Annotated in this window: 21 protein-coding genes and 2 tRNA genes; 12 read left to right on the plus strand and 11 right to left on the minus strand. The window is 62.5% G+C overall.

Going from position 1 to position 18,827, the window contains the following annotated elements:
- Positions 1-128 precede the first annotated feature (128 nt).
- The gene (locus BM045_RS05365; RefSeq protein WP_092180980.1) at positions 129-1,058 is read left to right on the plus strand and encodes an ArdC family protein; all 930 of its coding nucleotides are present in this window, start codon (positions 129-131) and stop codon (positions 1,056-1,058) included.
- On the opposite strand, the gene BM045_RS05370 is transcribed toward BM045_RS05365, so the two are convergent.
- Positions 1,039-2,556: a site-specific integrase gene (locus tag BM045_RS05370; RefSeq protein ID WP_139198713.1), complete on the minus strand. Its 1,518-nt coding sequence runs from the start codon at positions 2,554-2,556 to the stop codon at positions 1,039-1,041. The two genes, BM045_RS05365 and BM045_RS05370, sit on opposite strands and share 20 nt — an antisense overlap.
- A 299-nt stretch (positions 2,557-2,855) precedes the next feature.
- Positions 2,856-2,930 (minus strand) — tRNA-Gln (locus tag BM045_RS05375).
- Positions 2,931-3,106: 176 nt separating this feature from the next.
- Here BM045_RS05375 and BM045_RS05380 point away from each other — a divergent pair.
- A tRNA-Pro gene (locus BM045_RS05380) sits at positions 3,107-3,183 on the plus strand.
- A 40-nt stretch (positions 3,184-3,223) separates the two neighbouring features.
- On the opposite strand, the gene BM045_RS05385 is transcribed toward BM045_RS05380, so the two are convergent.
- Positions 3,224-4,174 (minus strand): nucleoside hydrolase, encoded by a 951-nt coding sequence (locus tag BM045_RS05385; protein ID WP_092180326.1) that lies wholly within the window; start codon positions 4,172-4,174, stop codon positions 3,224-3,226.
- 271 nt (positions 4,175-4,445) lie between these two features.
- Here BM045_RS05385 and BM045_RS05390 point away from each other — a divergent pair, with 271 nt between their 5' ends.
- Complete coding sequence (locus BM045_RS05390) at positions 4,446-4,850, plus strand: MarR family winged helix-turn-helix transcriptional regulator (RefSeq protein WP_092180328.1); 405 nt, start codon at positions 4,446-4,448, stop codon at positions 4,848-4,850.
- A gap of 52 nt (positions 4,851-4,902) precedes the next feature.
- On the opposite strand, the gene BM045_RS05395 is transcribed toward BM045_RS05390, so the two are convergent.
- Complete coding sequence (locus BM045_RS05395; RefSeq protein ID WP_092180330.1) at positions 4,903-5,514, minus strand: biotin transporter BioY; 612 nt, start codon at positions 5,512-5,514, stop codon at positions 4,903-4,905.
- A gap of 94 nt (positions 5,515-5,608) precedes the next feature.
- On the opposite strand from BM045_RS05395, the gene BM045_RS05400 reads away from it, so the two are divergent.
- The gene (locus tag BM045_RS05400; RefSeq protein ID WP_170848383.1) at positions 5,609-6,517 is read left to right on the plus strand and encodes an MBL fold metallo-hydrolase; all 909 of its coding nucleotides are present in this window, start codon (positions 5,609-5,611) and stop codon (positions 6,515-6,517) included.
- Here the strand turns inward: BM045_RS05400 and BM045_RS05405 are convergent.
- On the minus strand, positions 6,514-7,332 hold the full coding sequence (locus BM045_RS05405; protein ID WP_139198714.1) for a DUF1499 domain-containing protein: 819 nt from the start codon (positions 7,330-7,332) through the stop codon (positions 6,514-6,516). The genes BM045_RS05400 and BM045_RS05405 overlap by 4 nt on opposite strands.
- Before the next feature lie 92 nt (positions 7,333-7,424).
- The gene (pdxH, locus tag BM045_RS05410) at positions 7,425-8,054 is read right to left on the minus strand and encodes a pyridoxamine 5'-phosphate oxidase (protein ID WP_092180336.1); all 630 of its coding nucleotides are present in this window, start codon (positions 8,052-8,054) and stop codon (positions 7,425-7,427) included.
- Positions 8,055-8,154: 100 nt separating this feature from the next.
- Between pdxH and BM045_RS05415 the strand changes: the two genes are divergently transcribed.
- Positions 8,155-9,111, plus strand: coding sequence for a DnaJ C-terminal domain-containing protein (locus BM045_RS05415; protein ID WP_092180983.1), 957 nt, complete (start codon positions 8,155-8,157; stop codon positions 9,109-9,111).
- A gap of 156 nt (positions 9,112-9,267) precedes the next feature.
- On the opposite strand, the gene BM045_RS05420 is transcribed toward BM045_RS05415, so the two are convergent.
- The gene (locus tag BM045_RS05420) at positions 9,268-10,212 is read right to left on the minus strand and encodes an L-threonylcarbamoyladenylate synthase (protein ID WP_092180338.1); all 945 of its coding nucleotides are present in this window, start codon (positions 10,210-10,212) and stop codon (positions 9,268-9,270) included.
- A 67-nt stretch (positions 10,213-10,279) separates the two neighbouring features.
- On the opposite strand from BM045_RS05420, the gene BM045_RS05425 reads away from it, so the two are divergent.
- Genes BM045_RS05425 through BM045_RS05440 form a run of 4 tightly spaced genes read left to right on the plus strand, consistent with a single transcriptional unit; the run spans position 10,280 to position 12,819 of the window.
- The gene (locus tag BM045_RS05425; RefSeq protein ID WP_092180340.1) at positions 10,280-11,227 is read left to right on the plus strand and encodes a histone deacetylase family protein; all 948 of its coding nucleotides are present in this window, start codon (positions 10,280-10,282) and stop codon (positions 11,225-11,227) included.
- Between the two features lie 10 nt (positions 11,228-11,237).
- Positions 11,238-11,480 carry an exodeoxyribonuclease VII small subunit gene (locus BM045_RS05430; protein ID WP_092180342.1) on the plus strand — a complete coding sequence of 81 codons (243 nt, stop codon included), beginning with the start codon at positions 11,238-11,240 and terminating at the stop codon, positions 11,478-11,480.
- Positions 11,480-12,085, plus strand: a complete 606-nt coding sequence (locus BM045_RS05435; protein ID WP_092180344.1) for an SCO family protein — start codon at positions 11,480-11,482, stop codon at positions 12,083-12,085. The genes BM045_RS05430 and BM045_RS05435 overlap by 1 nt, the downstream gene beginning before the upstream one ends.
- Entirely contained in the window at positions 12,082-12,819 is a 738-nt protein-coding gene (locus BM045_RS05440) for a TlyA family RNA methyltransferase (RefSeq protein ID WP_092180346.1), read from the plus strand. Before BM045_RS05435 ends, BM045_RS05440 begins: the two co-directional genes overlap by 4 nt.
- Here BM045_RS05440 and aroC read toward each other — a convergent pair.
- The 3 genes from aroC to BM045_RS05460 all read right to left on the minus strand — a co-directional run bounded on the left by aroC (position 12,816) and on the right by BM045_RS05460 (position 15,340).
- A complete protein-coding gene (gene aroC, locus BM045_RS05445) occupies positions 12,816-13,931 on the minus strand; it encodes a chorismate synthase (RefSeq protein WP_092180348.1) in 1,116 nt (371 codons plus the stop codon). The genes BM045_RS05440 and aroC overlap by 4 nt on opposite strands.
- A 453-nt stretch (positions 13,932-14,384) precedes the next feature.
- The gene (locus tag BM045_RS05455) at positions 14,385-14,660 is read right to left on the minus strand and encodes a virulence-associated protein VapB (RefSeq protein WP_139198715.1); all 276 of its coding nucleotides are present in this window, start codon (positions 14,658-14,660) and stop codon (positions 14,385-14,387) included.
- 68 nt (positions 14,661-14,728) lie between these two features.
- Positions 14,729-15,340, minus strand: a complete 612-nt coding sequence (locus tag BM045_RS05460; RefSeq protein WP_170848384.1) for a histidine phosphatase family protein — start codon at positions 15,338-15,340, stop codon at positions 14,729-14,731.
- Positions 15,341-15,548: 208 nt separating this feature from the next.
- Here BM045_RS05460 and BM045_RS05465 point away from each other — a divergent pair, with 208 nt between their 5' ends.
- Both BM045_RS05465 and BM045_RS05470 read left to right on the plus strand, forming a co-directional pair.
- Positions 15,549-16,973, plus strand: coding sequence for an FAD-binding oxidoreductase (locus tag BM045_RS05465; RefSeq protein ID WP_092180353.1), 1,425 nt, complete (start codon positions 15,549-15,551; stop codon positions 16,971-16,973).
- Positions 16,974-17,051: 78 nt separating this feature from the next.
- Positions 17,052-17,609, plus strand: coding sequence for a hemerythrin domain-containing protein (locus BM045_RS05470; RefSeq protein WP_092180354.1), 558 nt, complete (start codon positions 17,052-17,054; stop codon positions 17,607-17,609).
- On the opposite strand, the gene BM045_RS05475 is transcribed toward BM045_RS05470, so the two are convergent.
- Positions 17,610-18,335, minus strand: coding sequence for an SOS response-associated peptidase (locus BM045_RS05475; RefSeq protein ID WP_092180356.1), 726 nt, complete (start codon positions 18,333-18,335; stop codon positions 17,610-17,612).
- A 67-nt stretch (positions 18,336-18,402) separates the two neighbouring features.
- On the opposite strand from BM045_RS05475, the gene BM045_RS05480 reads away from it, so the two are divergent.
- The gene (locus BM045_RS05480) at positions 18,403-18,816 is read left to right on the plus strand and encodes an NUDIX hydrolase (protein WP_170848385.1); all 414 of its coding nucleotides are present in this window, start codon (positions 18,403-18,405) and stop codon (positions 18,814-18,816) included.
- Positions 18,817-18,827 lie beyond the last annotated feature (11 nt).

The following is an 18,827-nucleotide window of genomic DNA, read 5'->3' on the forward strand; positions in this document are numbered from 1 at the left end:
GACAGATTCGGTACTGGTTGATGTATCGCTGCAGCCTTGATCAACGGCTACGTCCCCCGGGCCTAGCCGATTGACGAAAGTTCTGGCTACTTTCCTTGAAGCTCCTGCCACCCGCTTTGGAGCGCCAGATGCCTACGCCAGCCCCCTCGCCTCGCGACCTTCATGCAGATGTGACACGCGAGCTTATCGCTGCGATCGAACGCGGTACGGGCACTTTCGTGATGCCTTGGCATATGGACAGCGCACGACTCCATCTGCCGATCAACGCCCTAACTGGAAAGGCCTATTCCGGCATAAATATACTAAGTCTTTGGATCGCAGCACGACGATCAAATTTCACTCACCCAATTTGGGCCACATATCGGCAGTGGGCGGAATGTGGCGCACAAGTTCTTAAGGGCGAACGAGCGGTGACGGTGGTCTTCTACAAAGAGCACGAGGCGGAGCCAGATCCAAACGATCCGAAAGACACCGGTCGGCGCCGTCTCGCGAGAGCTTCCCATGTCTTTAATGCAGAACAAGTTGCAGGCTATCTACCTGCCACACCCTCTATGCCCATCACGACAAACGGACAGCTAGAGCGGCTTGAGGAGGTCGATAGGTTCATCGAAACCACTGAGGCAAAAATTCGGTACTCAGGCGACCGCGCCTACTACGACCCAAAGTCCGATCTCATCCAGATACCCGCGCTTGAATGTTTCATGGGGACGACAACCAGCACCGTTACGGAATCTTTCTACTCCGTGGCCTTCCATGAGCTCGTTCACTGGTCGGGTGCCCGCAACCGACTTGACAGGGAGTTCGGCGAACGGTTCGGCGACCATGCCTACTGCGCCGAGGAACTCGTGGCCGAGCTCGGCGCGGCATTTCTCTGCGCGGAATTTGGCATCACTAATGTCCCGCGCCCAGATCACGCCCAGTATCTCACCCACTGGCTCGGTATGTTCAGGCAGGACAGTCGAGCAATCTTCGTCGCCGCAGCGCGCGCCGCCGAAGCGGTTCGGTTCCTAAGAAGCGTCGACAAACCGCAGGGCCAAATTATCGGCTCGCCTCACTAGGCTTTGGGGCCCACCTGACGCGAAAATCAATCGCCTCTATGCCCGCCACAAGCTGCTCCATCGACAGCCCGTGGCTGTAGCGCGCAGTCTCACCAGGCGTCGCGTGGCCCGTCAGTTCATCGATCGCACTGATTGGCACACCCGCCCGTTGCATTAAGGTTGTGGCGGTATGTCGGAAGCTATGGAAGTCCAGGCCCTTGCGGTATAGCCCCACATCCCTCCGGTAGCGAGTGAACCACTTCGAAAAGGCATGTCCAAACCGCTGATCGGCGCCGCCGGGGGTAAAATCAAACAAGAAGGTTTGTCCTGCCTCTTTACGTTCGCTAACGAGCTTCATGAGACCCAGCGAAATCAACTGCGTGTGTACCGGAACTTTGCGAACAGCGTTGCGGTTCTTGAGCTTTCGCGGCGGTTTAGCGTTGATATCGAATATCCAATATCCTTCAACACGTCGGATGTCCTCGAGGTGGAGCTGCGCGATCTCTTCTTGCCGCAGTCCTGAGTAAACCGCGATGAGCGGTAGCCAGTACCGCTCATCTTTAATAATGTGGTCGCCAGCAATCGATCTGCGCCCTGCTGAATGGCTACCCGTCCAGACAGGCGTCTCGAAAAGGCGTTCCAGCTCTTCATCAAGCCACATGTCACGCTGTTCATTGGCCCTTAGCGCACTTGGGAACGCGAAGCCAAGGAAGGGGTTCTCTGAGGCGATGTCCTCTATTATTGCCCACCGCCAAAGTGCACTGGCCGCAGAAAAATGGCGCTTCACTGTTCGTGTGGAAAGCCGCTCAAATAAACCTTCGCGCTGCTTGTCGATAGAGAGGATTTCGCTGGTCCGGAGCCCCCGGAACAGAGCAGCTTTGCCATAATCAGCCGGCAGATCCTGTAGAGTTTCCTTGAACGCCCGTGCTTCCTTTCGACCGATTTGCATCAAGTCGCCGTCGCCACACACGTCCACCAAAAGGGAATACGTCTTTCGAGCCTGGGACAATGTCTGCGCGTCCCAGATCCGGTCTTTGGTCTGATGCGCGAGAAAGACTTCGGATGCCTGTGAAATAATTGCCGACTTTCTGCTGGGCTGCTTCGACGTTGGCAGTGCAGAAGTGACCGCAATGCGCTCCTCGGCTTCCACTCTTCGACGAGGTTGCAGTAACGCGTCGGCTGGCGAATAGCCGAAATCCCCGCTGAGCCGGGCTTCGACATTTTTGGTCGCGTCCAGGCCAGCCCTCATCAGAACCTGCTCGATCTGACGGCGCTCTAGCGCGCTGACTTCTTTTCCAAGCTTCGCTATTGCGACTGACGCCGCAAGCGACGCGAAAGTGTAGTCCCCCCGACCAAGTTCGGACTTGAGAAGCTCCCTATGGTCGGCAAGATCGAGAAGCTGTGCCGCCTGTTCGTCGACTGTCAAAGGAGGGGCAGTCAGCCGGTTCAAATTGTCGATCTGAGCTACGACTGCGTAGAACTCGCTGACGATTTTGGCCACGTCGTCGTCGCTCAGCATCTTGCTCTCCAAGGCGGCAAAGAGGGCTTCAGTCCGAATGTATAGATACTTACTTCGTAGGCGTCCAAGCCGATGGTCACAGGTTTTGAGACTGCCGGTAATTTCGCGGCGGCCTAAGCGCCCTGTGAGGTGCTGCGGCACTCGGCGGCGGAAGTGTAACCACCCCCCGCGACGCACCACATTGGAGCTTCCTTTCAAGTCAGTTCCCCAGCCATCTGTGTAGCAGACTTGTGTAGCAAGTCGCTGATTGGCCTAGCATTTTTGGAGAACCGTAAGCAGCTCAATGGCTTAGGGCAAGTTGGCTGGGGTGCCAGGATTCGAACCTGGGAATGTCGGTACCAAAAACCGATGCCTTACCACTTGGCGACACCCCACCGTGGCGCGGTTCCTACACGGTTTAACCGTGCTTCGCAACACACCGGAAACACCCGCAAAAACCCTGTGCGAGACGCTTGAACGCCAGCCCAAGCGCGGCTATAACCCGGCCCATCGCGACGGACAGCACAGGCCGCAAGGCCACGCTATCATGGATCCCGTGTCGCTTTCCTGACGGAGTATAGCGCAGCCTGGTAGCGCACCTGCTTCGGGAGCAGGGGGTCGAGTGTTCGAATCACTCTACTCCGACCAATCAAGCCCGGCTTCCTTGGAAGCCGGGCTTTTTGTTGGCTTAGCGCGACAGCGTCGCGCGATAATGCTGCAGCACTTTTTCCGCCTCGACCGCGATACACACCAGCTGCGCCGGGCGGTCGGCCCAGGGGGACGGGCCGTTTTTGCGGGTGGAGGGCATCTGGATGGTTTGGCCGGCGGCAATGCCTTCGGTCAGGACGACGACCGGGCCCTCGCGGGTTTCGAACCATTCGGGATGCAGGAGATAGGTCACGGCCAGCAGGTCATGGCCGACGACGCCGGCGAGACCCATGACGTTCATGTAGAATTTGGCGTAGTGGTCCGACATCTGCGCCAGAAGTTCGCCATTGGCGCCGACTTCGGCCGACAGCGTGGCCAGATAATCGGAGGTCAGGATGATGTCATGGGTGACGTCGAGGCCGACCACGACAACCTTCCAACTGGCGGCAAAAATCTCGTCGGCGGCGACCGGGTCGCCATGGATATTGGCTTCGGCCGCAGGGGAAATATTGCCGCTGCGGCCCTGGTAGCCGAAGGCGCCGCCCATGATGATGACCTGCTTGGCCATGCCGGCAATGGCTGGGTCCTGCCGTAGAGCCAGCGCCAGGTTGGTCATGCGGCCGACGGCGATGATGGTCACTTCGCCGGGGTGGGCGCGGATCGTGTCGATGATGAACTGGCTGGCAGTGCCGGCCTGCAGCCCGTCTTCGCTGACTGCGGGAATCTTGATATCGCCCAGGCCATTGACCCCATGCACGATAACCGGCTCGGGCTTGCTGACGCCGTCCAGCGTCTCGCCCGCGCCGCGGATCACCGGGGCGCTGATGTCGAACTGCTGGCGCAGGAACAGCGCATTGCGCGTCGTGGTGGCGATATCGGCATTGCCGACCACGGTGGTGATCCCGAGCAATTCCACTTCGGCCAGCTTGCTCAGATAGAGCAGCGCCATGGCATCGTCGATGCCGGGATCGGTGTCAAAAATAACCTTCATGTCGTCTTTCCATCCGGCAGCCCTTGCTGCCTCATCGATTGATATCTGGTGGGATCGCCTTCTAGGCAGTCTGGGCCAAAAGGACCAGCCCCCTGCCCGCACGGCCGGCCTGCCGGGATGCCGACTATTGTACCAGTGAGCACAGCTAAAACTTAACGCTCACGCGACGCGTGATTGGGCAAATGGCTGCCGATCCGCTATTATTTGTACGGAACCGGACCCTTTCCATGCTGATGCGCCTTTGCGAGCAGCGGGTCCGCCGGAGTCGATCGTGGCCTGCCCCGTCGCGCTTGCCGAACTGCTGGAATTGACCGCACGCAAATTGCATTCGCGCGGCCATGCCGGTGGGCTGTTTCCCGCCCAATGGGTCGCCCTGCGCTATTTTGCCAATGCGCCCGAGGCGCTGCGCACCGCCAGTGATCTGGCGCGGTTCCAGAGCCTCGCCAATGGTCCGGTCAGCCGCACTGTGCGGACGATGTTGCAGAAGGGCTTTGTCGCCAAGGCCGCCGACCAGCCCAAGGGGCGGGCGGAATTGCTGGAACTGACCGGCGCGGGGCAAGCGTTGCTGCAAAGCGATCCGACACTGGAGCTGCAGGCGGTGCTTGAAACCCTGCCGGAGGGCGAATGCGAAGCCTTCAGCCGCACGCTCGAGCAGATTGCGGCGCGGCTCCCCTGAAATGCAAAAGGCCGGCGCGAGGCCGGCCTTTCAACAAATCTTCTAATACCGATCAGCGCTTGCCGACGAGGTTCCAAAGGCCGGTGACGGTCAGCGCCGCCAGGGCCATCTTGAGGATATCCCAGACGATGAAGGGCTGGATCGCGCCGGCAAAGGCGGAGGCTACGACATTGTTCTGGTCGATCCAGCCGGCCTGGCCGGAGAGGGTCAGCAGCCAGACAAAACCGATCACCAGCAGCAGGGCTTCAGCGCCCACCATGACGGCGAACAGCGTCAGCGGCCTGGCCGAGGCGCCACGGTCAGCGGCAAAGCCAACGATGGCAGCCAGCACGAGGAAGCCGAGCAGGAAACCACCGGTCGGGCCGGCGAGATAGGCGAGACCACCGCCGGTGGCGAAAACCGGCAGGCCGAAAGCGCCTTCGAGCAGGTAGAGCGCAACCGTCGCCACGCCAATGCGCAGGCCAAAGGCCGCCGACAGCGCCACGATGGCAAAGCTCTGCAGGGTCACCGGAACCGGCCAGACCGGTACGCTGATCTTGGCGCAAATGGTGATCAGCAAGGTGCCGAGCACAACCGTCGCGAGATTGGATGCCAGTTTGGCGGCATCGCCCTTGGGTTGGAACGCGCCGAGCAGCGTGTTGGGCGTGGTCAAAGTGACGGCCATTTCATACCTTCCGTGCTTACATGTGAACCGGCGTCCCCTCCCGGGCCGCTCTCGTTCGTCATCGACTTCATATTCTCTCGGCAAAGTGAGCGCAATGGCAGTGCCCGGTCCAGTCCTTTCCTTCGACAGGACATTTACCCCTCAGACCGGCCACCCGATTGCCGTGGCCGAAGGGATCACCCGCATCACCGCGCCCAATGCCAGCGCCTATACCTTTACCGGCACCAACAGCTTTCTCCTTGGCCATGAGCGGCTGGCGCTGGTCGATCCCGGCCCCGACGATGCCGCGCATCTTGCAGCGCTGAAGAGCGCAATTGCCGGCCGCAAGGTCGAGTCAATCATCCTGACGCATACCCACCGCGATCACAGCGCATCGGCCGCCCGACTCAGCCGTGAGCTCGATGCTCCGCTGTGGTTCGGCGGCCCGCATCGCCTGTCGCGCCCACTGCGCCGATTCGAGCGCAATCCGATCCGCAAGTCGTGCGACTGGGACCTGGTGCCCGATCGGACGCTGGTCGATGGCGAGGCCATCATGGCCGGCGACTTGCCCATCACGGTCCACAGCACGCCCGGCCATTGCGCCAATCACCTGGGTTTTTCCAGCGGCGACATTCTGCTGAGCGGCGATCACGTCATGGGCTGGAATTCGACGCTGGTCTCGGTGCCCGATGGCTCGATGGCGGATTATTTCGCCTCGCTGGACAAGGTCATCGCCCTGCCGCAGCAGACCTATGTTCCCGCGCATGGCGGCCCGATCGCGGACGGCCCGGCCTATGCCAGGGCGCTTCGGGCTCATCGCCAGATGCGCAATGAGCAGGTCGTCGAGGCCGTGCAGGCCGGCGCCCGGACGATCTCGGCAATCGTCGCGCGCATCTATCCCGAGCAATCCTTGACGGTCCGCTTGGCCGCCGCCATGACCATCAATGCGCATGTCGAATATCTGGAGGGCCTGGGCCGGCTCACGGTCAAGCGTCGCCTGTGGGGCAGCACGATCTTGGCCTAATTGGCCGCCGCCGGCTCGGTTTCGACCTGCGCCTCGGCTTCCGCTTCGACGGGCTGGTTGGCGCCGGGATTGTCGCGCAGCAGCACCATCACCGCATCGTCCAGCGCCGCCAGAAACGCCTCGATGCGCAGCCCGTTGGCGCCGAAATCATGCAGCGCATGCAATGAGGCCGAACGCATGTCGACCACAGATCTGTCCATCGTACCGGTGACGCGGACCACCACTTCCTCGCGCCAGCCGGGCAGCGTCATCACCTGCGCATTGAGCTGGCCGACCTCGCCCGGCTCGCGCAGCAGGCGGATGTCCCAGCCATTCTGCGCCACCAATTGCTGCACCACACCAAAGGTCGGCACCAAGCCCAGCGGATAGGTCCGCGTCTCGACATTGGGGAATTCCGCGGCCATTTCTGTCGCTGACAGCATTTTTGGGGCCGGCATGGCTGCAGTGCCCGGCTCGAACACCAGCGGCAAGAGGTCACGATCCATGGTGGCGATATCGGTCACCGCCGGATAGCGCAGCAACAGGCTCCCGTACCAGCCATAGGGCGCCAGACTGACGAGACCAAACAGCAGCCCGGCCAGCGCCCTGCCCCAGCCCTGGTCACCGCTCTGCCACAGCCGCCCAAGCGCCAGCACCGAGACGATCACTGCAAGCGCCGCGACAACCCCGGCCACCAGCGCTGCCACGACAAACAGATCCGACGTGATCAGCCGAAACCGATGCAGCACGACGGCAAGGATTACCAGCGGCACGGCAATGCTGCCCAGCCGGCGCGCCCAGATGGCCGTTCTCGATGTGCGGATCAATATGCGCAAGGCCGCCCCGTCTCCTGGCCAGCCAGACTAGCCGCAAGGTATTGCCCGAATTTGAAGATTTGGCCGGGCGCGGCCAAATTGCGCAGATCCCGCTACGGATACAGCCGATCGCTCACCCAACCGTCGCCGGTGCGGGTAAACTTCACCCGGTCATGCAGCCGAAACTCGCCATCTTTCCAGAATTCGATGCTCTGCGGCACAATCCGAAAGCCCGACCAGTGCGGCGGACGCGGCACGACGCCATCGCCAATGCTCGACGCCAGATGGGTCACCCGATCGAGCAGCACCATCTTGTTCTCCAAGAGCCGCGACTGGTCCGAAACCGAAGACGCGATCTGGCTGCCCTTGTGGCGGCTGGCGAAATAGGCGTCGGCTTCCTGCGGAGTCACCACTTCCACCGGCCCGCGCACCCGGATCTGCCGGCGCAGCGACTTCCAGTGCATCAGCATGGCGGCCTTGGGATGGGCATGCAATTGCTTGCCCTTCTCGCTCTCGAAATTGGTGAAGAAGCAAAAGCCGCGCTCGTCGCGCGCATTAAGCAGCACCATGCGCACATCGGGCAGCCCGTCATCATCCACCGTGGCCAGTGCCAGGGCATGGGGATCATTGGGCTCGGCCTCCTGGGCCAGCGCATACCATTCCTCGAACAGGGCAAAGGGATCGAGATCGGTGCGATCGCTGTCGTCGAACAGGCGCTCGGTCAGGGTTTGCAGCATGGACATATCATCCGTTCGTCGCGGGAAACTGGACATTGCAAGTATGCGTCGCCATATAGGACTCGAACCTTGGGGCAATCAACGCCCGACTCATTGAATGGACCAAATGCGCGATCCCTATACCGTGCTTGGGGTGCCAAGATCGGCGACCGAGAAGGACATCAAGTCCGCCTATCGGAAGCTGGCCAAGAAGTATCACCCCGACCAAAATCCGGATGATCCCTCCTCGCACGGCAAGTTTGCCGAGGCGACCAATGCCTATGACCTCCTCAACGACACCGAAAAGCGCGGCCAGTTCGACCGCGGCGAGATCGATGCCGATGGCCATCCCAAATTTGCCGGCTTCAATCCCGGCGGCTTTGGTGGCGGCGCGCGTGGCGGCCGTTCGGGTGCCGGTGCGGGCGCAGGCTTTTCGGCCGAGGATATTCTCAAGGAATTCATGAGCGGCTTCGGCGGCCAGCAGCGCGGCGGCCCCGGTGCCGGGCGCGGCCCGGCCGGTGGCGCGCAATGGGATCCGTTTGCCGGCGGCGCAGCCGGTGCCGGCGCGGGTCGGCATATGAAGGGCGAGGATATCGTGGTCAATGCCACGGTTTCGCTGGAAGACGCCCACAAGGGCGGCTCCATCTCGGTGCGCATGCCGACCGGCAAGGTGCTCTCGGTCAAGCTCCCGGAAAAGCTCGAAGAAAACCAGCAGATCCGCCTCAAGGGCCAGGGCTCGCCCGGCATGGGCGAAGCCGGCGATGCTCTGGTCACCGTGCGCTTTGAAAAGTCCAAGCAGTTCCGCCGCGACGGCCAGGACCTGCGCACCGACGTGCCGATCACGCTCTATGAAGCCGTACTCGGCGCCAAGGTCCGCGTCCCGACACTCGACGGTTCGGTCGAACTCAACCTGCCCCCTGGCATCGACACCGGCAAGGCGCTCCGCCTCAAGGGCAAGGGCCTCTATGGCGACGGCGACCTCTACGCCAACCTCAAGGTGGTTCTGCCACCGGGTGGTGATGCCGATCTCGAAGCGCTGGCGCGCTTCATGCGCGATCAGAAGCCGTATAAGGTTCGCGACTGATCCCCGGCCTCACCTCAAGCACGATGTCACCCCGGCCTTGGCCGGGGCCCATCTCGAGATCTGGCCGCAGCCGCAAGGTGGTTCAGTGAGCCATCTCAGGATGGATCCCGGCTCAAGGCCGGGATGGCACCGCGCGTTTGGGTCGGCCAGTGATAGCTACAAATCCCGTGGCGCCGCCGCCCTTTGCAACCGGTCATTGATCGCCTCGCCCAGCCCCCACTCCGGGATCGGCGCCACGGCGATCGTGCCAACGCCCGCCGCATCCAATTCATGTAGCATCGAAAACAAATTCCGCGCCGCCTCGTGCAGGTCGCCGTCCGGCGACAGATTCCGCGTCACGCCGGCAAACTCCACACCGCGCCCGAAGGCCAGATAGGCCTCGCCCGGCTGGGGTTCGGCATCGAGCCGCATCAGCGCATTGGGGGCATAATGGCTGGCCAGCATGCCCGGCGCCACAATGGCAGCATCTTTCTCCGCCACCTCTACCACCACACCCAGCAGCCGCTCGATCTCCTCGCGTGCCACCGCCCCGGCGCGCAATTGCACCAATCGTTCGCCCTCGATGCGAATGATGGTGGATTCCACGCCCGCCCGGCACGGCCCACCATCCAGCACCGGCACCTTACCCTTGAAACCCAGCCGCACCTGATAGGCCGTAGTCGGCGACAGCCGCCCCGACGGATTGGCCGACGGCGCCGCCAGTGGCCGGCCCACGGCCGCAATCAGCGCCAGCGCCACCGGGTGATCGGGAATGCGGATCGCCACCGTATCGAGCCCGGCCGTCGCCACATCGGCCAGTCCATTGCCCGGCTTGGCCGGCAGCACCAGCGTCAGGCTGCCCGGCCACAGCGCCGCCACCCGGCGCGCAAAGGGCGAAAATTCGGCAATCGTCTCGGCCATGGCGAGATCGGCGCAGTGAATGATCAGTGGATTGAACCTTGGCCGCCCCTTGGTCTCATAGATGGACAGCACCGCATCGGCATCCATGGCATCGGCGCCCAGGCCGTAAACGGTCTCGGTGGGAAAGGCGCAGAGCTTGCCGGCGCGCAGCAGGGCCGCGGCGTCTTCGAGCGATTTCGGATCGATGCTGGGCTGGTTCATGGGCGTTGTTTGACAATGACGGTCCCGCGCGTCAAGACGAGGTGACGAATCAGGAGACTCGATCCCAGTGACCACGCTGCTCGTCAGCCAGCCGAATTTTGCCGATCACGTCACGCCGCAGGGTCACCCCGAGCGCGCCGACCGCATTCGTGCGGTCGAAGACGCGCTGAGCAAATCCCGTTTCGACAAGTTGCTGCGCCGCGATGCCATTTCCGGCGACCTGATGCTGGCCGAGCTGGTGCATGACAGCCGCTACCTCGCCCGCCTGCGCGACGCCCGCCCCGCCGAAGGCATTGGCCAGATCGACGGCGACACCTTCATTTCCGCCAATTCGCTGTCTGCGGTGACGACCGGGCTCGGCGGCGCGCTCAATGCGCTCGATGCGGTGCTGCTGGGCGAAGTGGACAATGCCTTCTGCGCCATCCGCCCACCCGGCCATCATGCCGAAATCGCCACGCCGATGGGCTTTTGCTTGATCAATACCGTGGCCATCATCGCCCGCGAGGCGCAGCGCAAGTATGGCGCCGAGCGCGTCGCCATCGTCGATTTCGACGTGCATCACGGCAATGGCACGCAGGATATTTTCAAGGCGGACCCGAGCGTTTTCTACGCGTCCACGCATCAGATGCCGCTCTATCCCGGCACCGGAAACCCCAGGGAAAAGGGCGTCGGCAATATCCTCAACGTGCCGCTCGATGCCAATACGGACGGCGCGGCGATGCGCGACGCCTATCTCACTCGCATCATCCCGGCGCTCCACGATTTTTCGCCTGACCTGCTGCTGATCTCGGCGGGGTTTGATGCGCATGAGCGCGATCCGCTGGCCCAGCTCAACTGGCAGAGTTCCGACTTCTCCTGGCTCACAGGAAAGTTGATGGATGTGGCCGATCGTTGCTGTGGCAACCGCATTGTGTCGCTGCTGGAAGGTGGCTATGACCTCAAGGGCCTGGCGGGTGGTGCAAGCCATCATGTCGCCATGCTGATGGACGGCGCCGTCGGGCGTCTCGAGGACTAGGATAAGCGACATGGCCGATAATGACGATGTGAAGACCCTCAGCTTTGAAGCCGCTTTGGCTCAGCTCGAAGAAATCGTCGGCAAGCTGGAATCCGGCCGCGCGCCGCTGGCCGAATCCATCGCCATCTATGAGCGCGGCGAGGCCCTCAAGGCGCATTGCGAGACGCTGCTGCGCACCGCAGAAGCCCGCATCGAAAAGATCACCCTCTCCCGCGACGGCAGGCCGACCGGCACCGAGCCGCTGGACGCCTGATGGCTACCGCAAAATCGCTCCGCAACTTCCGCATCGTTTTGTGGGCGCTAGTGGCCGTCGTGGCCATTGGCGCGACGGCTCTCGTCATCTTCCGCCCACCGGCGCGCCCGCTCGGCGTCACCGGCCAGGAATTTGCGCTCAATTCCACCAAGGGCGGCGCCTTCACGCAGGATGAGCTGCGCGGCACTCCCAGCCTGATCTTTTTCGGCTTCACCTTCTGCCCCGACGTCTGCCCGACCACCCTGGCGGAAACCACCGCCATCCGTGCCGAACTGGGCCTCACCGATGAGCAATTGCGCATCATCTTCGTCTCGGTCGACCCGGAACGCGATACGTTGGACATGGTCAAAAACTATGTCGAGGGCTTTGATCCCTCCATCATCGGCCTTGTCGGCAGCAGCCTTGAGCAGACCGAAAATGCCAAGAAGGCCTTTGGCGTCTTTTCCGAAAAGGTCGAGAGCGAACCTGGCGATCCCTACTATCTGGTCAACCACACCGCCCTGACCTTCCTCGTCGATGCCCAGGGCAGCTTCGACGGCACCATAGCCTATGAGGAAGATCACGCTACCGCTGTCGCCAAGGTCAAGCGCCTGGTGGAAGGATGAGCGAGCGTATCCGCCTCGACCTGGCGCTGGAACAGCGTGGCCTCGTTCCCAGCCGCGCCCGGGCGCGTGACGCTATCCTCCGTGCCACGGTGACCATCAATGGCGTCACCGCGCACAAGCAGAACCAGATGGTCGGCAAGGACGACAAGCTGGCGCTGAGCGATCCGGCCGCCAATTATGTCTCCCGCGCCGCGCTCAAGCTCGTTGCGGGGCTCGATGCCGGTCCGATCGACGCCAAAGACAAGATCTGCGTCGATATCGGCGCCTCGACCGGCGGCTTCACCCAGGTGCTGATGGAACGCGGCGCCCGCCGCATCTATGCCGTCGACGTGGGGCACGAGCAGTTCCACGACCGCCTCAAGGGCAGCGACCGCGTGGTCAGCATGGAGGGCGTCAATGCCCGCGACCTGACGGCAGAGATGATCCCCGAGCCGATCGACCTTTTGGTCTCAGACGTCAGCTTCGTCTCGGTGACCAAAGTGCTGGCTGCGCCGCTGGCGCTCTGCACGCCCACCGCCGACGCAGTGATCCTGTTTAAGCCACAGTTCGAAGTCGGTCGCAGCAATGTCGGCAAGGGCGGTATCGTCACCGATGAAGCGGCCATCGCAACCGCGCTCGACGAGGTCATCGCCTTCATGGCCGAACACGGCTTCCAGCATCGCAAGTCAACCGTCTCCCCTATCGCCGGCGGCGATGGGAATGTGGAGACGGTGCTGGTGTTCGGGCGGACCTAGTTCCGCTCGAAGCCGACTGCCCCTTCACGTCCGGTCTGACCACGATGTCTTAACGCATGATCGGCCAGCACCAGCGCCATCATCGCCTCGCCCACCGGCACGGCACGAATGCCGACGCAGGGGTCATGGCGGCCCTTGGTGATGATGTCGGTATCCTCATTGCTCGTCGTCACCGTCTGGCGTGGGGTGATGATGGAAGACGTCGGCTTGACGGCAAAGCGACAGACGATGGGATCACCATTGGAAATCCCGCCGAGAATACCGCCGGCATGGTTGTCGAGGAAGTAGGGCTTCTCCGGCCCTGCCCGCATCTGATCGGCATTTTCAACGCCTGTCAGGCTCGCGGATTCAAAGCCGGCACCGATTTCGACGCCCTTGACCGCATTGATGCTCATCATCGCCGAAGCGAGGTCCGCGCTCAGCTTGCCATAGATCGGCGCGCCCCAGCCCGCCGGCACGCCCTCGGCCACCACTTCGATCACCGCGCCAACGGAATTCCCATCCTTGCGGATGCCATCGAGATAGTCGGCCCAGAGTTCCGCCGCCTTGGCATCGGCGCAGAAGAAGGGATTTTCCCCGACCTGCTCCCAGTCGAAATTATTGTAGTCGATCTTGTGCGGTCCAACCTGCACCAGGCTGGCGCGAATGGTGATGCCGCCCAGCACCTGCCGCGCCACCGCGCCGGCCGCCACGCGGGCCGCCGTCTCGCGCGCCGAGGTGCGGCCACCACCGCGATAGTCGCGCACGCCGTATTTCTGGTCGTAGGTATAGTCGGCATGGCCGGGCCGGTATTTGTCGCGGATTTCGGCATAATCCTTGGAGCGCTGGTCGGTATTTTCGATCAGCAGCGAAATCGGCGTGCCCGTGGTGCGCGGTCCGTCGGTGCGCTCATCCTCGAAAACGCCCGAGAGGATCTTGACCTCATCGGCCTCGCGACGCTGCGTCGTGTATTTGCTCTGCCCCGGCTTGCGGCGATCGAGATCGCGCTGGATGATTTCCGGCGTCAGCACCAGGCCCGGCGGGCAACCATCCACCACCACGCCCAGCGCCGGCCCATGGCTTTCACCCCAGGTGGTGAAGCGGAAGAGATGACCGAAAGTATTGAAAGACATGGCGCAGCCCCGTGGTTGAGGGCTTTCTAGGCAGCGAGGCGACGAAGGTCAATCAAGCCAGTTCTCGACCCGCAGATTTGGCACGCGGGAGAACTCGCGGATGTTGTCGGTCGCGAGGGTGGCGCCCAGCGATCGAGCATGGGCGGCAATGAGGAAGGTCATTGGGGCTGATCGGCGTGCCAGCCTGTTCCAGATATGTGCGGATTTGGGCATAATCAGACGCAGCAGACGCGCTGAACTCTAATACGGCGACTGTCTGTAAGATAAAGGCAATTTGGTTATGCAGCCTGGTGGATGAAACCCGCACGGCGCCAAACCGCAACTCGGCCAGCACGACAGCCGATATTGCCAACTGGTCCGGTGCATATTCAGCCAGGCGATCGCCCGGTGTAGAAGCGGGGAAGCGCATGATGCTGCATACGATGTCCGTATCCAGCATCACACGCCACTGGCTCATAGCTTGATGTCATCAAGTGGCAAAAGGCCCTCGTCAACGTCGGGCCACTCGACATCAATCGACTCCATGCGGTCCAGCACCTCACGAAAGGTCTTCGGTGCAGCGGCGGCATCCTTCGGCCGCGCCCGGATAATCAGTTGATCGCCGGCTCTCACAACAGAAATTTCTGCCTCCGGCTGATCGAACTGAGCCGGCAATTCAAAATCACTCGGCAGTTCGATTGCCCGGCCGGCTTGAGTGTGGATAAGGCGAGGACTCTTGATCTCGTTCACAGGCGCCTCCATCGGCTCATGTTTCCCCAACATAAGCCCGAACGGCGCCTACAACAACTGCGCGGGCTTTACGCCCGCAGCAGTTCCATCTTGCCGGGCGTGAAGTGCATGATGGCGTCCTGGGGTGGCGCCCAGTTGATCACCTCGACGATCGGGGCCCGCTCGATCAGCACCCGCAGCGTGCGGGCGATGCCGCCATGCGCCACCACCACCGAGGGACCGGTCAGCACGCTGGAAAATTCGGCTAGCCGCGCCTCGACGTCGCGATAATTCTCGCCCTTGTCGGGCCTGAAGTCCCAGTAATCCTCGGTGCGGTGACCGGGCGCGATCGCCATATTGGCTGGCAATTCTTCGAACAGTTCGCCCTCCAGCACGCCGAAGGAAATTTCCATCAGCCGTACGTCGAACTTTGTTTCCGGCAGGTGCTGATCGAAACCGGCGCGCACGCGCTCCATGGTTTCCCGCGTCCGGCCCAAGGGCGAAGCATGCCACTCGAAGGCCATCGGATCGAGACCGCGCGCCGCAAACAGCGCTGCCAGCGTCTTGCCATTCTGGTTGGCCTGGCCGCGCCCCTTGTCATTGAGCGGAATGTCCTTGCGCCCCTGATAGCGGCGTTCGGCATTCCAGGGCGTTTCACCATGCCGGACAAAGTAGATTTCCGGCCAAACCAGAGCTGTCATGTCTATTCCCGCGCCGCTGACCCGGCACGTCCTACTTCTATGAAACTGCAAACACCCTAGTGGATTCTGCCTGTCGTGACACCTGCCAGATCGGCAAGCTGCCATGTCGAGATCGCGTTCCCTTCAGGTTGCGGCGCTTGTTGCATAGGGCGTCATTCGGGGGCAAGTTCACCGCCCCGTCGATCCGTCGCCCAGCTCCGGTTTTTCCATGCCCCTCTCCGCCACCGATGCCGTCACCCAGCTCACCGCCCTGCTCGGTGGCCATGCCGTCATCGGCGACAGTGACCGGATGGGCAATTACCTCAATGAACCGCGCAAGCGCTTCCGCCAGTCGGCGGTGGCCGTCGTCCTGCCGAGCTCGGTCGAGCAGGTGCAGGCAATCGTGCGCTGGGCAGCCGAACACAGCATCGGCCTGATTCCGCAAGGCGGCAATACCGGCCTGGTCGGTGCGCAGGTGCCGATGCGTGATGACGAGGTCATCGTCAGCCTGAGCAGGCTCGATCGCATCCGTTCCGTCGACGTCGCCGCCGGCACCATGACGGCCGAAGCCGGTGTCATCCTCGAAAACGCCCACAAGGCTGCCGAGGCAGAAAACACCATCTTCCCGCTCTGGCTCGCTTCGCAGGGGTCGGCCCGTATCGGTGGCCTGCTGTCGTCCAACGCCGGCGGTGTCAATGTGCTCGCATATGGTAATGCCCGCGAACTCACCATGGGTGTCGAGGCGGTGCTGGCCGATGGGCGGCTGTATCAGGGTCTCAATTCGCTGAAGAAAGACAATACCGGCTACGACCTCAAGGATCTGCTGGTCGGCGCCGAAGGCACGCTGGGCATCATCACCGCGGCGACGCTCAAGATATTCCCCAAGCCGGAGGATTATGAGACCGCGCTGGTCAATATCACCGGCCCCGAAGCCGCACTGACGCTGTTCCAGATGGTGCGCGAGCGCATCGGCAGCCGGCTCAATGCCTTCGAGATCATCCCCGCAACCGGCCTCGAAATGCAACTCCGCCACGGCTTCCTCGACCGCGACCCGACCGCCGGCCCCTCCCCCTGGTATGCGCTGATCGAAGTCTCGCGCATGAAGGGCGGCCCAGCCGGCACATTGCAGGCTGCCATTGAGGCGGCGTTTTCGGAAAACCTGATCGACAATGCCGTGCTCGCCGAATCGCTGTCCGACCGCACCCGCATGTGGGCTTTCCGCGAGCAGATGAGCGAAGTGCAATCCAAGGAAGGCGCCTCCATCAAGCACGACGTGTCCGTACCGATCGCCGCCGTGCCGCAGCTGATCGCCGAGGGCATTTCCGCCGCCGAACGCCTGTTCCCCGGCATTCGCCCTGTGCCCTTCGGCCATATGGGCGACGGCAATATCCACTTCAATTTCAGCCAGCCCGTGGGCGCTGACCCGAAAGCATTCATGGCCCAGGCCGACGAAGCCATGCACGAGGCGATCTACGAAATCGTCCTCCGTCTCGGCGGCTCGGTCTCGGCCGAACACGGCATCGGCCAGCTCAAGCGCGAGCTGCTGGTGCAGGTGAAGGACCCGGTGGCGCTCGACATGATGCGCGCCATCAAGACAGCGCTCGATCCCAAGGGCATTCTCAATCCTGGGAAGATGCTTCGAGCCGACGCATAACACAGCGCACATCGGCGTAAGTGGGTCACCAATTTGTGCCGTCTTGCGCCCGTCACTGGCAGGCGCCATCTATGCGCCATGCTGCTCAACATCGCCTTTCTCGACGACGCCACCCGTCCGCCCATCCCCAAGCTCGAGGGCCTGACCCAGGCCCAGCGCGCTTCGGGCGAACATCTGCGCATGATCCATGATCACCTGCGCGACAACATGACGACGCTCGGCAAGCTGATCGACCGCGCCAATGCCGGCACGGTGACCTCAGCTGAAATCGCCAGCGAGACCGACGATCTCGCCATGGTTGCCAACTATCGCCGCTTCGGCAATCTCTGCGGCCAGCATTGTGATGTCGTGAACACGCATCATTCCATCGAGGATGCCCACCTGTTCCCGGTGCTTGCCCTGCAGAGCCCTGGCTTCAAGGCCATTGCCGACCGGCTGACGGCCGAACATGTCGTGGTGCATGAACTGCTGGTCCGGCTGGTCGAAGCGCTGAACGCGCTGGCCGCCGAACCGTCGCCCAGCCGCTTCGACGACACCAAGCAAGTCTATCACGCCCTAGAGCGCGTGCTGCTCTCCCATCTCGGCTGGGAAGAAGACGCCATGGGCGATGCTCTGGGCTATTTCGGAATTTTCTGACTAGAACAGGCTCATCTGCCCGCCCGCCGCCTTCTTCAGCTTCGGCTCCGGCTTCACCAGTTCCGCCGGCTCGATCAGCCCCGCATCATCATCGCGCGCCGAATTGACCCGCGTCGAGACCGGGTGAAATTTCACCGCCCCATTCTCCAGCGGTATGGCGAGCTGCGCCGCCTCGGCTGCCCGCACCTCGCGCACATTCAGCCAGGCATCAATCTCATCGCCGCGCAGGATCGCCGGCATGCGGTGGTGGATGGCCGACAACTGCTCATTAGCCGGCACGGTGATCGTGGCGACGCTGTCGATCTCCTCGCCATTGGGACCCATCCAGCTGGCATAGACCCCGGCCAGCGCCATCGGCGCACCGTCCTGCATCGTGATGTAATACGGCTGTTTCGACTTATCCGGATTGGTGTGCCACTCGTAATAGCCGCTGGCCGGGACAATGCAGCGGCCATGCTTCAGCCCGTCGCGAAACGCCGGCTTTTCCGCCATGGTTTCCACCCGCGCATTGACCAGCAGCGGAAAATCGCGCGGGTCCTTGACCCAGCCGGGTACCAAGCCCCAGCGGGCAAAATGCGCCTCGCGCCGACCATGCGCTTCCCAGATGGCGGCAATCGGCTGCGTCGGCGCAATATTGTAGCGTGGCACCATGTCGATGCTTTTGAGCAGCTTGAAGAGCTCCACCATCAGCTCGGGCGGCAGGGTGGATGCGTAACGACCGCACATCTCGGTAACTCCTGAATCAGCAAGTTACAGGTAGTCTGTGGGTCAGCGAATCGCAAATGAGCCACAAGTGACCGACAACGTGACCGAAACCCCGCCCAATGCCGCCAGCGTCGCCGTGGTCCGCGAGGGCAAAGTCCTGCTGATCAAGCGCGCCTATGCGCCCTATCAGCACCTCTGGACCCTACCCGGCGGTCGGCTCGAACCGGGCGAGACCATCGAGCAATGCGCCATTCGCGAGATCAGTGAAGAGGTTGGCCTGACCATCCGCAACCCGAAACCCGTCATGGTGCAAAGCCTTGGTCAGGATGGCGCCTTCCGGCTGGCTGTGTTTGCCACCCGCGATTTCTCCGGGCAATTACGCGCCTCGGACGAGGTGGCCGACCACCAGTGGATGGACCCATCCGCCCTGATCGCCCTGCGCACCACCAGCCGGCTCGATGACGTCTTGGCGAGAGCCTTCGCCGTCCTTGCGCAAAGCTGATAAGACCTCGC

Origin of the sequence: Devosia sp. YR412 (genome assembly GCF_900110945.1) — a bacterium.
Classification (GTDB): Bacteria; Pseudomonadota; Alphaproteobacteria; order Rhizobiales; family Devosiaceae; genus Devosia.

What these genes read in the sequence shown, in the direction of transcription:
- BM045_RS05465 (WP_092180353.1), top strand. Translation starts at nt 15,549, where the DNA reads ATGCCCCTCTCCGCCACCGATGCCGTCACCCAGCTCACCGCCCTGCTC.
- BM045_RS05430 (WP_092180342.1), top strand. Translation starts at nt 11,238, where the DNA reads ATGGCCGATAATGACGATGTGAAGACCCTCAGCTTTGAAGCCGCTTTG.
- BM045_RS05435 (WP_092180344.1), top strand. Translation starts at nt 11,480, where the DNA reads ATGGCTACCGCAAAATCGCTCCGCAACTTCCGCATCGTTTTGTGGGCG.
- BM045_RS05470 (WP_092180354.1), top strand. Translation starts at nt 17,052, where the DNA reads ATGCTGCTCAACATCGCCTTTCTCGACGACGCCACCCGTCCGCCCATC.
- BM045_RS05370 (WP_139198713.1), bottom strand. Translation starts at nt 2,556, where the DNA reads ATGCTGAGCGACGACGACGTGGCCAAAATCGTCAGCGAGTTCTACGCA.
- BM045_RS05415 (WP_092180983.1), top strand. Translation starts at nt 8,155, where the DNA reads ATGCGCGATCCCTATACCGTGCTTGGGGTGCCAAGATCGGCGACCGAG.
- pdxH (WP_092180336.1), bottom strand. Translation starts at nt 8,054, where the DNA reads ATGTCCATGCTGCAAACCCTGACCGAGCGCCTGTTCGACGACAGCGAT.
- BM045_RS05385 (WP_092180326.1), bottom strand. Translation starts at nt 4,174, where the DNA reads ATGAAGGTTATTTTTGACACCGATCCCGGCATCGACGATGCCATGGCG.
- BM045_RS05440 (WP_092180346.1), top strand. Translation starts at nt 12,082, where the DNA reads ATGAGCGAGCGTATCCGCCTCGACCTGGCGCTGGAACAGCGTGGCCTC.
- aroC (WP_092180348.1), bottom strand. Translation starts at nt 13,931, where the DNA reads ATGTCTTTCAATACTTTCGGTCATCTCTTCCGCTTCACCACCTGGGGT.
- BM045_RS05400 (WP_170848383.1), top strand. Translation starts at nt 5,609, where the DNA reads ATGGCAGTGCCCGGTCCAGTCCTTTCCTTCGACAGGACATTTACCCCT.
- BM045_RS05475 (WP_092180356.1), bottom strand. Translation starts at nt 18,335, where the DNA reads ATGTGCGGTCGTTACGCATCCACCCTGCCGCCCGAGCTGATGGTGGAG.
- BM045_RS05395 (WP_092180330.1), bottom strand. Translation starts at nt 5,514, where the DNA reads ATGGCCGTCACTTTGACCACGCCCAACACGCTGCTCGGCGCGTTCCAA.
- BM045_RS05460 (WP_170848384.1), bottom strand. Translation starts at nt 15,340, where the DNA reads ATGACAGCTCTGGTTTGGCCGGAAATCTACTTTGTCCGGCATGGTGAA.
- BM045_RS05420 (WP_092180338.1), bottom strand. Translation starts at nt 10,212, where the DNA reads ATGAACCAGCCCAGCATCGATCCGAAATCGCTCGAAGACGCCGCGGCC.
- BM045_RS05365 (WP_092180980.1), top strand. Translation starts at nt 129, where the DNA reads ATGCCTACGCCAGCCCCCTCGCCTCGCGACCTTCATGCAGATGTGACA.